The sequence below is a fragment of the Microbacterium sp. B35-30 genome (genome assembly GCF_010634855.1).
Classification (GTDB): Bacteria; Actinomycetota; Actinomycetes; order Actinomycetales; family Microbacteriaceae; genus Microbacterium.
In genome coordinates this window covers 469,061-484,330 of record NZ_MWLQ01000011.1, presented here as the reverse complement: position 1 = coordinate 484,330, position 15,270 = coordinate 469,061, and the positions used below count along the sequence as shown (strand labels likewise).

At 70.0% G+C, this 15,270-nt stretch carries 14 protein-coding genes; 12 read left to right on the top strand and 2 right to left on the bottom strand.

Features of this window, described 5'->3' with window-relative positions; translation table 11 throughout:
* Positions 1–81: 81 nt before the first annotated feature.
* From B2K11_RS06600 to B2K11_RS06560, 9 genes are all read left to right on the top strand, one after another.
* On the top strand, positions 82–1,281 hold the full coding sequence (locus B2K11_RS06600) for a substrate-binding domain-containing protein (RefSeq protein WP_163617425.1): 1,200 nt from the start codon (positions 82–84) through the stop codon (positions 1,279–1,281).
* A 126-nt stretch (positions 1,282–1,407) separates the two neighbouring features.
* Entirely contained in the window at positions 1,408–2,223 is an 816-nt protein-coding gene (locus tag B2K11_RS06595) for an ABC transporter ATP-binding protein (RefSeq protein WP_204260026.1), read from the top strand.
* Positions 2,220–2,963: an ABC transporter ATP-binding protein gene (locus B2K11_RS06590; RefSeq protein ID WP_163617424.1), complete on the top strand. Its 744-nt coding sequence runs from the start codon at positions 2,220–2,222 to the stop codon at positions 2,961–2,963. Before B2K11_RS06595 ends, B2K11_RS06590 begins: the two co-directional genes overlap by 4 nt.
* Positions 2,960–3,835 carry a branched-chain amino acid ABC transporter permease gene (locus B2K11_RS06585; RefSeq protein WP_163617423.1) on the top strand — a complete coding sequence of 292 codons (876 nt, stop codon included), beginning with the start codon at positions 2,960–2,962 and terminating at the stop codon, positions 3,833–3,835. The genes B2K11_RS06590 and B2K11_RS06585 overlap by 4 nt, the downstream gene beginning before the upstream one ends.
* A complete protein-coding gene (locus tag B2K11_RS06580; protein WP_163617422.1) occupies positions 3,835–4,956 on the top strand; it encodes a branched-chain amino acid ABC transporter permease in 1,122 nt (373 codons plus the stop codon). Before B2K11_RS06585 ends, B2K11_RS06580 begins: the two co-directional genes overlap by 1 nt.
* The gene (locus tag B2K11_RS06575) at positions 4,953–6,578 is read left to right on the top strand and encodes an AMP-binding protein (RefSeq protein ID WP_163617421.1); all 1,626 of its coding nucleotides are present in this window, start codon (positions 4,953–4,955) and stop codon (positions 6,576–6,578) included. Before B2K11_RS06580 ends, B2K11_RS06575 begins: the two co-directional genes overlap by 4 nt.
* Positions 6,579–6,580: 2 nt before the next feature.
* Positions 6,581–7,252, top strand: coding sequence for a TetR/AcrR family transcriptional regulator (locus B2K11_RS06570; protein ID WP_239525804.1), 672 nt, complete (start codon positions 6,581–6,583; stop codon positions 7,250–7,252).
* A complete protein-coding gene (locus B2K11_RS06565) occupies positions 7,252–8,004 on the top strand; it encodes a 3-hydroxybutyrate dehydrogenase (RefSeq protein WP_163617419.1) in 753 nt (250 codons plus the stop codon). The genes B2K11_RS06570 and B2K11_RS06565 overlap by 1 nt, the downstream gene beginning before the upstream one ends.
* Entirely contained in the window at positions 8,001–8,933 is a 933-nt protein-coding gene (locus B2K11_RS06560; protein ID WP_239525779.1) for an alpha/beta fold hydrolase, read from the top strand. The genes B2K11_RS06565 and B2K11_RS06560 overlap by 4 nt, the downstream gene beginning before the upstream one ends.
* 52 nt (positions 8,934–8,985) lie before the next feature.
* Here B2K11_RS06560 and B2K11_RS06555 read toward each other — a convergent pair whose 3' ends face one another.
* Both B2K11_RS06555 and B2K11_RS06550 read right to left on the bottom strand, forming a co-directional pair.
* The gene (locus B2K11_RS06555; protein WP_163617417.1) at positions 8,986–11,403 is read right to left on the bottom strand and encodes a PxKF domain-containing protein; all 2,418 of its coding nucleotides are present in this window, start codon (positions 11,401–11,403) and stop codon (positions 8,986–8,988) included.
* Between the two features lie 173 nt (positions 11,404–11,576).
* Positions 11,577–12,365 (bottom strand): IclR family transcriptional regulator, encoded by a 789-nt coding sequence (locus B2K11_RS06550; RefSeq protein WP_163617416.1) that lies wholly within the window; start codon positions 12,363–12,365, stop codon positions 11,577–11,579.
* Between the two features lie 198 nt (positions 12,366–12,563).
* Here B2K11_RS06550 and B2K11_RS06545 point away from each other — a divergent pair, with 198 nt between their 5' ends.
* The 3 genes from B2K11_RS06545 to B2K11_RS06535 are packed head-to-tail and all read left to right on the top strand — an operon-like array spanning position 12,564 to position 15,212.
* On the top strand, positions 12,564–13,364 hold the full coding sequence (locus tag B2K11_RS06545) for a CoA transferase subunit A (protein ID WP_163617415.1): 801 nt from the start codon (positions 12,564–12,566) through the stop codon (positions 13,362–13,364).
* Position 13,365: 1 nt separating this feature from the next.
* The gene (locus B2K11_RS06540; protein WP_204260025.1) at positions 13,366–14,031 is read left to right on the top strand and encodes a CoA transferase subunit B; all 666 of its coding nucleotides are present in this window, start codon (positions 13,366–13,368) and stop codon (positions 14,029–14,031) included.
* On the top strand, positions 14,028–15,212 hold the full coding sequence (locus tag B2K11_RS06535; protein WP_163617414.1) for an acetyl-CoA C-acetyltransferase: 1,185 nt from the start codon (positions 14,028–14,030) through the stop codon (positions 15,210–15,212). Before B2K11_RS06540 ends, B2K11_RS06535 begins: the two co-directional genes overlap by 4 nt.
* The last annotated feature ends 58 nt before the right edge of the window (positions 15,213–15,270 follow it).

Genomic DNA, 15,270 nt, shown 5'->3' with positions numbered 1-15,270 from the left:
AAGAACCTGAATCGGATCTCATGTTTGAGACGAAGCGCCGATTTGGGGCACCAGATCCTTCCAATGGGGAAAGGCACGCACATGCGGGTTACGAAGAAGTTGCTCCTGGGCTCCGTGGTCGTCACGGCAGCGCTGGCCCTGGCGGCATGCGCGCCGTCGGCCGAGCCGAGCAGTGAGGCCACCGACGGCGGCGGGCCCGAAGAGGTGACCGTCGGCATCGTCACGAGCGAGTCCGGTCCGCTCGCCGGTTACGGCAAGCAGTACCTCGATGGCTTCGAGGCCGGGCTCGACTACGCCACCGACGGCACAGGCGAGATCGACGGCACGACCATCACCATCGAGAACCGGGACGACGCGGGCGACCCCGACAAGGCGGTCACTGCTGTCAAGGAGCTCATCGGCGAAGGCGTGAACATCATCGCCGGAACGGCATCGTCGGGCGTCGCGCTCGCCGTCGCCGAGCAGGCCGAACAGAACAAGGTGCTCTACATCTCGGGTCCGGCGGCCGCCGACGCCGTCACCGGCATCAACGACTACACGTTCCGCTCCGGGCGCCAGAGCGCGCAGGACGTCGCCACCGCGGGAACCTTCCTCGAGGACATCGAGGGCAAGACCGTGACGGTGTTCGCGCAGGACAACGCCTTCGGCCAGGGCAACGTCGCGGCAGTCGACGCCATCCTCGGCGGCCAGGGCGCCACCGTCAACTCCGTGCTCGTCGCCGAAGACGCCACCGAGTTCACGCCGTTCGCGCAGCAGGTGCTCGCCGGCAGCCCCGACCTCGTCTTCGTGGCGTGGGCCGGCGCCACCTCGGGTGCGATGTGGCAGGCGATGAGCCAGCAGGGCGTGCTCGACGAGATTCCGGTCGTCACCGGGCTCGGCGACTCCGCGACGTTCGGCGCCTACGGCGAGGCATCCGAGAAGATCAACTTCCTCAACCACTACTTCCCGGGCGCGCCCGACAACGACGTGAACACCGCGATGGTCGAGGCGATCGAGGAGACCGGCGGCACCCCTGACCTGTTCAGCCCCGACGGGTTCAACGCGGCCATCATGATCGTCCAGGCCGTCAAGGAGGGCCAAGGCGACGTCGACGCCATGGTCTCGGCGCTCGAAGGCTTCGAGTTCGAGGGGCCGAAGGGCGCCATGACGGTCCGCGCGAGCGACCACGCCCTCATCCAGGAGATGTACCAGACGAAGCTCGTCGCGCAGGACGGCACGTTCGTGCCCGAGCTCGTCGACACGGTTGCGGCGGACGACGTCGCGCCGGCCGAAGTCGAGTAGCACCGGCCGTCCCGCGCAGCGACGGGTGATCGAGCGCAGCGAGACGACACGGCGCGCGACAGCGCGTTCCGTCCGCTCGCTGCGCTCGGCACCCGACCATCAGGCACTACGAGAGGCACTCAGCCCATGAGCACGTCCGTCCCGTCCGCGCCCGCCGCGGATGCCGCCCGCCGCGGCTCGCCGCTGCGCATCGAGGGTCTCGGCCTGCAGATCGGCGGCGCGACGATCCTCAAAGAGGTCGAACTCGACATCGCCGCCGGATCACTGGTGGGCGTCATCGGCCCGAACGGCGCCGGCAAGACCACGCTCTTCAACGTGATCTCGGGGCTGATGAAGCCCGCCGCCGGACGCGTCCTGCTCGACGGCCGCGACATCACGACGGCATCCGTGCCCGCGCGGGCTCGAGCGGGACTCGGGCGCACCTTCCAGACGGCCAGCCTCTTCCCGAAGCTCTCGGTGCTCGAGAACGTGCGTCTGGCGGCACAGGTGTCGCTGGGCGGGTCGGGGTCTCTGCTGCGCTTCCCGAGACGGACGGATGCCGCGACCGAGCTCGCGCTGGCGAAGCTCGACGTCGTCGGGCTCGGGCACATGCGCGACGCGTTCGCGGGCGACATCTCGCACGGCGACAAGCGCAAGCTCGAGATCGCGGTGCTGCTGGCGACGGAGTCGAGCATCGTCCTGCTCGACGAGCCGATGGCGGGCGTCGGCTCGGGCGACGTGCCGGGGCTCGTCGAGAACATCCGGGCGATGCAGCGGGAGAAGGGCTGCACCCTGCTCATGGTCGAGCACCACATCGACGTGCTGATGGGTCTCGTCGAGAAGGTCGCCGTCATGTACTTCGGCACGATCATCGCCTACGACACGCCACAGCGGATCATGGAGGACCCTCTCGTGCAGAGTGCATACCTCGGCACCGGATCGACGGGGACGGAGGCCGCATGAACGCGACACAGCCCGACGGCGCCCGAGCCTCGGCGTCGCCCGTCCTCACCGTGCGGAACCTCCGCTGCACCATCGCCGGTCAGCAGGTGGTCGAAGACGTCTCGTTCGACGTCCCCGCCACCGGCATCACCGCGGTGCTGGGGCGCAACGGCGTCGGCAAGACGTCGACCCTCCGCGGCATCCTTGGTCTCATCGCGCGCCGCGGCGAGGTGCGCCTGGCCGGCGAGCGCATCGACGGGCTGCCCACGCACAAGATCGTGCGCCGCGGCGTCGGCTACGTGCCCGAGGACCGCGAGGTCTTCGCGAAGCTCACCGTCGCCGAGAACCTGGCGCTCGCCGAACGGCAGCGCCAGCCCCGCCGAGACTTCGTGGCCGAACTCTTCCCCGACCTGGTCGCCCGGCGGGACCAGCAGGCGGGCACCCTCTCGGGCGGCCAGCAGCAGATGGTCTCGGTGGCGCGAGCGCTGATCAACGACAACATGCTGCTCCTCGTCGACGAACCCACCAAGGGCCTCGCGCCGAAGATCGTCGCCGAGGTCGCCGACGCGCTGCAGGAGGCGTCCAAGACCGTCCCGATCCTTCTCGTCGAGCAGAACCTCGAGGTCGTGCGACGCCTCGCCGACGATGCCATCGTCATCGCCGGCGGACGCGTGGCGCACGTCGGCCGGGCCCGCGCCATCCTCGACGACGAAGACCTCACCCGCCGTCTTCTCGGCGTCCACGTGGAGCACGCCGCATGAGCACCCTCGTCCTCACCCTCATCACCGGCGTCGGCCTCGGCGCCCTCTACTTCCTCGTCGCGAGCGGCCTCAGCCTCATCTACGGCCTGATGCACGTCCTGAACTTCGCGCACGGCGCCTTCCTCACGCTGAGCGCGTTCATGGGCTGGATGGTCGCGCAGGCGCTGGGCACGGATTCGTGGGGCTCGTTCCTGCTGTCGGTGCTCGCCGGCGCCGGTGTCGGCGCCGTCTTCGCGACGCTGACCGAGCTCGTGCTCATCCGCCCGCTGTACGAGCGGCACATCGAGCAGGTGCTGGTCACCGTCGGCCTGTCGTTCGCGGCCGTCGCGCTCTTCGAGGGGATCTGGGGCACCGATCCCATCCACATCGCAGGGCCGCCCTGGCTGAAGCAGACGACCGAGGTGCTCGGCGCCCGCATCCCGAACACCTACTGGGTGCTGATGATCGCCGCGGTGCTCGTGCTCGCCGCCCTCGTGCTGTTCCTGCAGAAGACGCGCTACGGCATGATCATCCGGGCGGGCGTCGAGAACCGCTCGATGGTGACGGCTCTCGGCATCGATGTGAGGCGCTCGTTCACCCTCGTCTTCGCGATCGGCGGTGCGGCTGCCGGCATCGGCGGGGTGCTGGCCATGCACTACTCCACGTTCGTCTCCGCCCACCTGGGGCAGACGCTCCTCATCTTCGCGTTCATCGTGACGGTCGTCGGCGGCCTCGGCTCGCTCACCGGCGCCGCCGTCGCGTCGGTGCTCGTGGCGGTGCTGCAGCAGTTCGCCAATTTCTACCTCGGCGGCACCGGCGACTTCATCGTCGTGATCCTCCTGGCGCTCGTGCTGCTGGTGCGCCCGGCCGGACTTCTCGGGAGGAAGGCGTGATGCGTCGCTACGTCCCTGCCATCGTCGGCGTGGCACTGGTGGTCTTCATGGCCGTGCTGCCGCTGCTGAACCTGTCGCTGCCGGGCATCCTCCCGACCCCGACGTACATGCCGGGCACGCTGGCGCTGCTGTCGCTCTGCATGGTGTTCGCCGCCCTCGCGCTGTCGTACAACCTGCTGCTCGGATCGGGCGGGATGCTGTCATTCGGCCATGCCCTCTACTTCGGGGCCGGCGCGTACGGGCTCGGGATCGCGCTCGAGCATTTCGGGGTGCCGCTGTGGCCGGGGGTCTTCATCGCCCTGATCGGCGGCATGGTGATCGCACTGGTCACGGGGGCGGTGTCCATGCGGGTCTCGGGCATCCCCTTCGCGATGGTCACGTTGGCGTTCGCGCAGGCCGGTTCCGTGCTCGTGCGCCGCAACTCGCAGGTCACCGGCGGTGAGGAGGGATTGAGCCTCAACACCGATCAGGTGCCGGACTTCCTCATCGGCGTCGTGAACACCCGCAATCTGTACTGGTTCGCCCTGGCGGTGCTCGTCGTCGTGTACCTCGTGACGCTGTGGGTCGACACCTCGCGGCTCGGCCACCTGGCCCGCGCGACGCGCGAGAACGAGCAGCGCGTCCGCGTGCTCGGCCTCTCGCCCTACCGCGTGCGGCTCATCGTCTTCGTCATCGCCGCCGGCCTGGCGAGCCTCGCCGGCGTCGCCTACATGCTGCTGCAGTCCGGCACGGTGCCGCGGTCGGTGTCGGCCGACCTGACGATCACCGTGCTCGTGATGGTCGTGCTGGGTGGCGTCGGATTCCGCTGGGGTGCGATCGTGGGCGGTGTGCTCTACACGCTGCTCGATCAGCGACTCACCGTGCTCGCCGGCTCCGATGCCATCGCCGGGCTTCCCGACTGGCTGCGCGTGCCGCTGTCGGAGCCGCTCTTCCTCTTCGGCGTGCTGTTCATCGTGGTGGTGATGTTCCTCCCCGGCGGGATCGCCGGCACGATCGACGCCGCCGCGCGCCGCCGTCGCGGCGAGAAGGTGCGCGGCGCGCTGCGGCAGCTCGACGACGCGGGCGAGACCCCCGAGGCGGCCGCCGCTGATGCCGCCGCGTCCGACAGGGTCCGCGCATGACCTGGAACGCCGACCCCGACATCGACGACGGACCCCACACGATCGGCCGCTGGATCGTCGACCGTGCGGCGCGCTCGCCGGAGCGCATCGCGATCGACGACCGCGGCGTGACGACCGACTACGCGACTCTCGCCGCCCGCGCGACCGAGCTCGCGGACGCACTGCGTCGGGCGGGCTACGGTCCGGGTGATCGCATCGCGACCGTGTCGGGCAACTCGACCGACCATGTCCTCGCCTTCTTCGCGTGCGCCATCGCGGGCATCGCGTTCGTGCCGCTGTCGTGGCGGCTCACGCCGCGCGAGCTGGCCGACGTGCTGACCCGTTCCGCGCCCGCGCTGGTGCTCATCGAAGACGAGCACGCCGCGCTTGCCGGCGAGGCCCTGCGCGTCGCCGACGGCCTCGCCGGCGCCCCTGTCGCCGTTCTCGGCACCACAGGCGTCGAGGTCGCCGTCCCCAGCGCTGCCCACCCACGGCCGCGGCGGCCGGTGCGCGACGACGACCCGCTGCTCGTGATCTTCACGTCCGGCAGCGAGGCGGCGCCGAAGGGCGTCGTGCTCACCCACGCGAACTGCTTCTGGAACAACCTCGCCCTCGCGCAGGCGCTGCCGCTCGGCCAGGACGACGTCGTGCTCGCGATGCTCCCGCAGTTCCATGTCGCTGCCTGGAACTGCCAGCCGCTGCTCGCCTGGTGGGTCGGTGCGACCGTGGTGCTCGAGCGGTCCTTCCACCCGACGCGCGTACTGCAGCTGATCGCCGACCGGCGGGTCACCGCGATGATGGGCGTGCCGACGCAGTACCGGATGCTCGCGGACGACCGCGAATGGGCGACGACCGATACGGCGTCCCTGCGGCTCGCGCTCGTCGGCGGCGCCACAATGCCCGTCGCGCTGCAGGACGCGTGGACGGCGCGAGGCATCGCGCTGACGCAGGGCTACGGGCTCACCGAGGCGGCGCCGAACGTGCTGCATCTTCCGGCGGCCGAGGCGGCGGGAGCGCCCGGCGCCGTGGGACGGCCCTACCCGCACGTGGCGGTGCGTGTCGTCGACCCCTCCTCGGAGCTCCCGCTCGAGGGCGAGGTCACCGGCGAGCTCTGGGTGCGCGGGCCCAGCGTGTTCGCCGGATACCTCGGTGACGACGCCGCGACGGCGCGGGCGATGAGCGGTGAGTGGCTGCGCACCGGCGACCTCGTGTCGCGCGACGCGGACGGCGTCTTCCGTGTGGTGGACCGTCTCAAGGACATCTTCATCTCCGGTGGTGAGAACGTCGCACCGGCGGAGGTCGAGTACGCGCTCTGCCTGCACCCGCTCGTGGAGGCAGCCGCGGTGGTCGGCGTGCCCGACGAGGTGTGGGGTGAGCGCGGTGTCGCGTTCGTCGTCCCCGTAGCCGGAGCTGCGCTGTCGGTGGACGAGCTGCTCGCGCACGCGCGCCGCAACCTCGCGGCGTTCAAGATCCCGGTGCACATCGAGCAGGTCGATGCGCTCCCGCGCTCGACGATCGAGAAGCTCGCCCGCTCGCGCCTGCGCGAGCGCGCCCGGAATCTGGTGAGCCGCTCGCCGCAGAGCGCGCACGGGGAGAGCGGTCGCGCCGTCAGCGGCGCACCCACGAAGGGGGAATCTCGATGAGCATGTCCGACGAACTTGTCGAACACGAGGAGGAGCTGGTCTCGTCCGCGACCGGGCGGCCACTCACCAAGCGCGGTGAGGCGACCCGGCGGCGCCTGCTCGAGGCAGCGGAGCTCGTGTTCGCAGAACAGGGCTACCACGAGGCATCCATCGTCAAGATCACCGAGCGAGCAGGCATCGGCCTCGGCACGTTCTACCTGTACTTCGACAGCAAGCAGGCGATCTTCGAAGCGCTCGTGCTCGATCTCAACCGCCGCGTGCGGCACTCGATGTCGGAGGCGATGACCGGAGCCTCGTCGCGGCTGGAGGCCGAACGGGCCGGCTTCGCGGGGTTCTTCCGGTTCACCGCGGAGCACCCGGCGCTGTATCGGGTGGTGCGCGAGGCCGAATTCGTCTCACCCGAGGTGCTGCGCACCCACTACACCCGCATCGTCGAGGGCTACGAAGCGGGGCTGCGCGCGGCGCAGTCGGCCGGCGACGTCGACCGCGGCCTCGATCCGGAGACGACGGCGTGGGCGCTCATGGGCATGGGCGAGCTCATCGGCATGAGGTTCCTGCTGTGGGAGCGCGACGCCGAGGGCAAGCCGCCGGCGCAGCTCGACCCGGTGGTGTTCGCCGGTATGACGCGGTTCATCGACAACGCGCTCGCACCGCGGGCGGGGGAGGACGACTGATGGCAGAGCAGGACCTCGCAGGCAGGCGCGCGCTGATCACGGGCGGTGCCAGCGGCATCGGGCTCGCCTGTGCTCACGAGTTCGCGGCCCGCGGCGCGCACGTCACCATCGCCGACCTGAACGCGGATGCCGCGACGGATGCCGCCACCGCGGTCGGCGGCGAGTCCTGGGTCGTCGACCTCGCCGACACCCGCGCGCTCGACGAGCTCACGCTCGATGTCGACATCCTCGTGAACAACGCCGGCATCCAGCGGGTGTCGCCGATCACGGAGTTCGATCCCGAGGCATTCCGGCTGCTGGTGCGCCTCATGCTCGAGTCGCCGTTCCTGTTGATCCGCGCGGCGCTGCCGGCGATGTACGAGCGGGGGTGGGGAAGGGTCATCAACATCTCGAGCGCCCACGGGCTGCGCGCGAGCGCGTTCAAGTCCGCCTACGTGTCGGCGAAGCACGGCCTCGAGGGACTGTCGAAGGTGACGGCGCTCGAGGGTGCTCCGCACGGCGTGACGAGCAATTGCATCAACCCCGCCTATGTGCGGACGCCCCTGGTCGAGAAGCAGATCGCCGACCAGGCGAAGGTGCACGGCATTCCGGAGAGTGAGGTGGTCGAGAAGATCATGCTCACCGAGAGCGCCGTCAAACGCCTCGTCGAGGCGGACGAGGTGGCGTCGCTCGCCGGGTGGCTGGCGTCGGAGAAGGCCGGCATGGTCACCGGCGCCTCGTACACGATGGACGGCGGATGGACGGCCCGATGAGCGACGGCAACGCAGGGCACCGCTATCGCGAGATCGACGTCCCCGTCCAGGGCGGCATGCTGCGTGCCGGTGTGTGGGAGCCTGCGGATGCCCAGGGCGAGGTGCCCACCGCGCTGGTGGTGCACGGGGTCACCGCCTCGCACCTCGCGTGGCCTTTCGTCGTGGACCGCCTGCCTGGAGTGCGCGTCGTGGCGCCCGACCTGCGGGGCCGCGGGCGGAGCAACGGCATCGCGGGTCCGGCAGGGATGGCCGCGCACGCCGACGACCTCGCCGCGCTGCTCGATGCGCTCGGGATCGAGCGGACCCTCGTGGTGGGGCACTCGATGGGTGGCTTCGTCTCCGTAGTCTTCGCCCACCGGCACCCGGAGCGCGTGTCGCGTCTGCTGCTCGTCGACGGCGGGCTGCCGCTCGACGTTCCGGCGGGGCTCAGTACCGACCAGCTTGTCGCCGGCATCCTCGGACCGACCGCCGCGCGGCTGTCCATGAGGTTCGCGAACGCGGGGGAGTACCTCGACTTCTGGCGGCGGCATCCCGCCTTCGAAGGCGCGTGGACCCCCGAGCTGGAGCGGTATCTCGCCTACGACCTCGTCGAGGACGGCTCGGGGGCATTCCGGCCCGCGACGAGCTACGAGACCACCGCCGACGACACCCTCGACATGAATGGCGGTACGGCGCTGCCCGATGCGTTGACCGGGCTGCAGCATCCTGCCCGTCTCCTCACGGTTCCCCGCGGACTGCAGAACGAGCCCCCCGGGCTGTACGCCCCCGCACACCTCGAGCGGCTGCTCGCCACCTACCCCGGCGTGCAGCACGAGCGGGTCGACGGCTTCAACCACTACACGATCGTGATGTCGCCGTCCGGCGCGGATGTCGTCGCCGCCGCCGCCCGCGAGGAGCTCGCTGCGGCGACCACGCCCACCAGGCCGTGAGTCGCTGCGGCGGATCGCTGCCCGCGATCCGCCGCAGCGGCGGACGATACCGCTACTTGATCTTGAACTGCGCGCTCAGCTGCGACCCGTCGGCGGTCGTCATCACGACCGTGTAGCACTTGCCGGCTGTCTTCGGGGTCTGCCAGTTCTGGATCCACTGATGCGCTGATGCGTCGTATCGCAGGGTGGTTCCACCGGTGGTGGCGAGCAGGTCGTCACTCGTGGCATCCGTGGGATCGCAACTGACGCCCTTCACGACGAAGCTCGCGTTGAGCGTCGCGAGGTCGGTGACCTCGGTGGTCCCCGCCAGCACCGTGAACTTGAGCGGCACCGTGGACCCGCCCTTCACGATGTTGATGACCGCACTTCCCATGTCGACCGGCTTGTAGAAGCCGTTCAGCGTCCACGCCTCGATCGCGAAGGTCGCCGAGCCGTTGCTGCCCAGGTGGTTCGCGTCCCCCGGATAGACGGCGGAAGCCGTCGCGGTGCCCACCGACGTGTTGTTCGCGTACACGACCGGGGTCACCGCCTGGTCGAGCCCACCAGCGCCGGTCACGCGCGCGGTGCACGGGGTGATCGCCGAACCGGTGAACGGGATCGCTGCTGTCGGGCACGTCACCACCGTGACCGAGGGTGCCCTGGCGATCTGGAAGCCACCGGAGACATTGCTTCCCACGTGGTTCTGGTCACCCGCCCACGCTGCGGAGGCAGAGGCGCTTCCGGCGTCCGTGTTGTCCGTGTAGCTCACGTCGGCCGCGAAGTCCGCGAGGCCGACCGCCGAGACGGTGGCCGTGCAGGGCGTGTGCGGCGCACCGGTGTACACGACCGACGCCGGGCAGGTGAGCGTGATCGACGAGGACGCCTTGTCGATCACGAAGGTCGTCGCGTCCTGGCTCGGCTCGTGATTGGCGTCGCCGGCGTACTGGAACGACACCGACGCGTTCCCCGCCCCGACGTTGTTCGCGTACGACGGCTGGAAGCTGGCGTCCAACCCGCCCGCACCCGTCACGCGGGCCGTGCACGGAGTGATCTCGCTGCCGGTGTAGGCGTTGGGCTCGGTGCACGTGATCTTCGTGGTGGTCGCCGCCTTCGCGATCTCGAACGTGGTGGATGCCTCGCTCGCCTTGTGGTTGATGTCGCCGCCGTAGATCGCCTTCGCGGTCGCGGTGCCCGCATCCGTGTTGGCGGTGTAGGTCACAACGACGTCCTCCGACAGCCCGCCGGCCCCGGTGACGGTCGCCGAGCACGTCTCCTGCGCGGCGCCGGTGTAGACGGTGTCGGAGCACAGGAGCGAGACGGAGGACGCGGCCTGGTCGATGCCGATCGTGACCGATCCCGACTGCGAGGCGTAGTTCGACAGGCCGAACGACCAGTAGGCGGTGCCGCCCGGCACGTCCGTGAAGGACGCGCCGAGGTCGAGCCCGGCGCTGACGTCTGCCCCGCCGATGCCGGTGCACGATCCGGTGGCCCCGTGGGCGTCACCGTCGTACTCCGCGGCGTAGCCCGTGACCTCGCAGCTCGCCGAGGCGGCCAGGATCTCGAACGTCGTCTCGTCTGTCGAGCCGGCGTGGTTCTCGTCGCCGCCGTAGATCGCCGAGGCCGTCGCCGTGCCGGCGTTCGTGTTGGCGATGTACGTCGGCGCGAGTTCCTGTGCCAGGGATGCGCCGGTCACGGTCGCGGTGCAGGGTGTGAGGGCCGAGCCGGTGTAGGTGACGGACGCCGGACACTCCACCGTCGTCCTGGACGACGCCTTGGTGATCTGGAATGTCGCATCCCCGCTACTCGGTTTGTGGGTCGCGTCACCGGCGAATGCGGCTGCCGCGCTGGCGGTGCCCACATTCGTGTTCGCGGCGTGCGTCACCGCGAGTGTCTGCGAGAACCCTCCCTCACCGGTCACGGTCGCCGTGCAGGGTGTGAGGGCAGAACCGGTGTAGACGATCGAGGCCGGACAAGAGACGGTCGTCGTGGTGGCGGTAGCGACGTTGCAGGGACCGACCTTCCAGCGGACGGTGAGCAGGACGGGACCGACCGAGATGCCGTTGCCGCCGCCGTTGACGCCTGTTCCGGAGAACGACACCGTGCCGGTGAAGTCGCCGGAGACGGAGGTGTTCGGTGCCAGGGTGGCAGTCGCACCGGTCGGCGTCAGGGTGTTGTTGGGATACGCCACCGTGCCTTGCCAGTTCGTCGGCACCTTTATGTCGCCGGCCGTGCCGGGGGCAACGGTCACCGACACCGGGGCGGAAGTGGTCGCGCCCACGTCCACGAAGCTGTCGTTCATGAAGACCTGTTGACCGGAGCCGGTGTGGCCGCTGCTCTTGACGTAGAGCGCCACTTGTCTCGTCGCGGTCGCGCCACAGGCGAGAGTGCCGAAGTCGATATCGGTCTGCGTCCCGATCGCTATGGTGTCGCCGTCGACCACGATGTCGTCCGCGAGCGCGGCTCCTCCGATCGACACGAGTATCGCGGTCACCGCTACAGCGACGGCGGACAGCACCGTTGAGCGCATTTTCATTTGTATCCCTCCCCAGGGGTACTGCAAGTGCCCGGCGCATCCCCATGAGCGACGGATGTCGCTCACCATAGCTGAGAGATGCCTCCGTCCAACAGGGAAACGGCATCCGAGTTCTGCGCGAGCGAGACGACTCAGCGACCCGCGGCGATGCGCGTGGTCAGCTGGTGGGCGTGGGCCAGGAGGGTGCGGCCGAGCTCGGGGAGGCGCTCGGGACCGAACCGGAACTCCACCCCTGTCAGGCTCAGCGCCCACTGGGGGTGGCCCTCGCGGGTGAAGACCGCGGCGCCGATGCCGTACGAGCCCTCGACGATGAGGCCGGGGTTGACGGCGTAGCCGCGTTCCTGCGTGTCGCGCAGCCGCGTCCGCAGCCGCCCTTCGCTGTGCGCGGCCCCCCATTCACGGGGCAGCTCCGGATGACGCTCGAAGTACGCGTCCACATCGTGGGGCGGCAGGAACGCGAGGATCGCGAGCCCGGCCGAGGCGACGCCGAGCGGGAAGCGCACGCCCTCGGACAGCACGAACGAACGGATCGGGAAGCTGCCCTCTTCGCGCAGCAGGCACACGGTTTCGTCGCCCCGGCGCACCGAGAGGAACGCGCTCTCCTCCGTCCGCACCGCGAGGGAGCGCACGATGTCGCGGGCGATCCCGGTCACGTCGTAGCGGGATGCCGCCACGGTGCCCATCAGGAACAGCTCTGGTCCCGGCATCCAGCGTCCGGTGCGGTCGTCCTGATCGACGAGTCCCTCGTGACGGAGGGCGGTGAGGAGCCGGTGCGTGGTGGGTCGAGTGAGGTCGGCGCGACGCGCGAGCTCGGCCGCCGGCATCCCGTCGCTCCCCGCCGACGTCACCAGCCGCAGCAACTGCGCGGCCCGCGCGATCGACTGGGCGCCCGGAACGGTGCGGTTGGCTGCAGTGTCCACAATATGGACGGTACGTCGCACAGTGGCCACATGGCAAGCGACGCCCTGGCGGGACGAGGGGATCGAGCGGAGGATCGTCTGCAGAACTCCACGCTCAGCGCGTCATTCGACGGCGATCACGCCAACTCGGTCACGTGGCGCGACGATCCCGTGGAGTTCTGCAGACGTCATCACGGCCGGTTCATGCGAAGGAGCAGAATGATCGACAAGACCTGGGGCTCGGCGGCCGAAGCGGTCGCCGACATCCCCGACGGGGCGTCTCTCGCGGTGGGAGGGTTCGGGCTCTCGGGCAACCCCATCGCGCTCATCGAGGCGCTGCTCGCGCAGGGCACGAGCGACCTCAGCATCGTGAGCAACAACTGCGGCGTGGATGACTGGGGCCTCGGCGTCCTGCTGAACGCCCAGCGGATCCGCAAGATGACGTCGTCGTACGTGGGCGAGAACAAGGAGTTCGAGCGGCAGTTCCTCTCCGGCGAGCTCGAGCTCGAGCTGACGCCGCAGGGCACCCTCGCTGAGAAGCTGCGGGCCGGCGGCGCGGGCATCGCGGCCTTTTACACGCAGACCGGCGTGGGCACCCAGGTCGCCGAGGGAGGGCTTCCCCGGCGCTACGCCGCGGACGGCAGCATCGCCGTCGCCTCACCCGTGAAGGACGTCCGCACCTTCGACGTCGCGGGCACGAGTCGCCCGTACGTCCTCGAAGAGGCGATCGTCACCGACTTCGCGCTCGTCCACGCGCTCAAGGGCGACCGCCACGGCAACCTCGTCTTCAACAAGGCGGCGCGCAACTTCAACCCGCTCGCCGCGATGGCGGGCCGCGTCTGCATCGCCCAGGTCGAGGAGCTCGTGGAACCGGGCGAACTCGACCCCGACAGCATCCACCTCCCCGGCATCTACGTGCACCGCATCGTGGAGGTCGGATCCGACATCGAGAAGCGCATCGAACGACGGACGGTCTCCGTGGCCCAGGCCGCCGCCCGCGAGATGCCCGAAGGAGCCTGACATGCCGCTCACCCGCAACGAGATGGCGGCGCGCGCCGCGCAGGAGCTCGCCGACGGCGCCTACGTGAACCTGGGCATCGGGCTGCCGACGCTGGTGCCCAACTTCGTGCCCGACGGCGTCACGGTGGTGCTGCAGTCCGAGAACGGCATACTCGGCGTCGGTCCGTACCCGACCGAGGAGAACGTCGACGCCGACCTCATCAACGCCGGCAAAGAGACCGTGACCACGCTCCCGGGCGCTGCGTTCTTCGACTCGGCCACGAGCTTCGGCATGATCCGCGGCGGCAAGATCGACGCCGCGATCCTCGGCGCCATGCAGGTCTCGGCGTCCGGCGACCTCGCCAACTGGATGATCCCCGGAAAGATGGTGAAGGGCCCGGGAGGCGCCATGGACCTCGTGCACGGCGCCGCGAAGGTGATCGTGCTCATGGAGCACGTCGCGAAGGACGGCTCCGCCAAGATCGTGAACGAGTGCTCGCTGCCCCTCACCGGCCGCGGTGTGGTCGACCGCATCATCACGGATCTCGCGGTCATCGATGTGACGGATGCCGGACTCGTGCTGGTCGAGACGGCTCCCGGTGTGACCGTGGCAGAGGTCGTCGCGGCGACCGAGCCGGAGCTTCTCGGCACACTCGAACTCAGCGACGAACTTAAGGTGGAAGCATGAACCACGACGACGTCGTCATCGTCGCCGCCGCGCGGACTCCGCAGGGGCGGCTGAAGGGCCAGCTGGCTTCGCTCACCGCGGTGCAGCTCGGCAGCGCCGCCATCCACGGCGCACTCGAGCAGGGCGGAATCCCGGCCGATGCCGTGGATGCGGTGCTCGTCGGCCAGGTGCTCGCCGCGGGCAGCGGGCAGAACCCCGCGCGCCAGGCGGCGGTCGGTGCCGGCATCCCGTGGGAGGTCCATTCCGGATCGGTCAACAAGGTCTGCCTCTCGGGCCTCACGGCGATCATCGACGGAGCGCGCATGCTCGCTGTCGGCGACGCGACCGTCGTTGTGGCCGCCGGCATGGAGTCGATGACCCGCTCGCCCCACCTCCTGATGGGCTCGCGCGACGGCTGGGCGTACGGCTCGATCGAGGTGCTCGACCACATGGCGTTCGACGGACTCACCGACGCCTACGACCGGGAGAGCATGGGCGCTTCGACCGAGCGGCACAACGAGCGGTTCGAGATCAGCCGCGAGGCACAGGATGCCGTGGCCGCACGTTCGCACCAGCGGGCCGCCGCGGCGCAGGCTGACGGTGTGTTCGACGCCGAGATCGTGCCCGTCGAGACCCCGCAGCGCAAGGGCGACCCGATCGTCGTGACGAAGGACGAGGGCGTCCGGCCCGAGACGACGGTCGAGACCCTCGCCGGCCTGCGGCCGGCCTTCTCGCAGGGCGGCTCGATCACGGCGGGCAACTCGTCGCAGATCTCGGACGGCGCCTCGGCCGTCGTGCTCACGACGCGGTCCCACGCCGACGAGAACGGCTGGAACGTCCTCGCCGTCGTCGGAGCGTCTGGTCAGGTCGCCGGCCCCGACAACTCGCTGCACGCGCAGCCGGCACGGGCGATCGAGAAGGCGCTGACGAAGCAGGGGATCGCGGCTTCCGACCTGGACCTCGTCGAGATCAACGAGGCCTTCGGCGCCGTGGTCGCGCGCTCTCAGGCCGAGCTCGGACTCTCCGACGACATCGTCAACCCGCATGGCGGCGGCATCGCGATCGGGCACCCGATCGGGGCATCCGGCAACCGCCTCGTCGTCCACGCGGTGCACGAGCTCGTCCGTCGGGGCGGGGGTACGGCCGCGGTCGCGCTCTGCGGCGGCGGCGGTCAGGGCGACGCGCTGATCCTCACCCGCTGACCCGAGGTCTCGGTCGTTGAGTGAGCTTGCGAGTCGAAACGCAGTTCACACGGCGCAC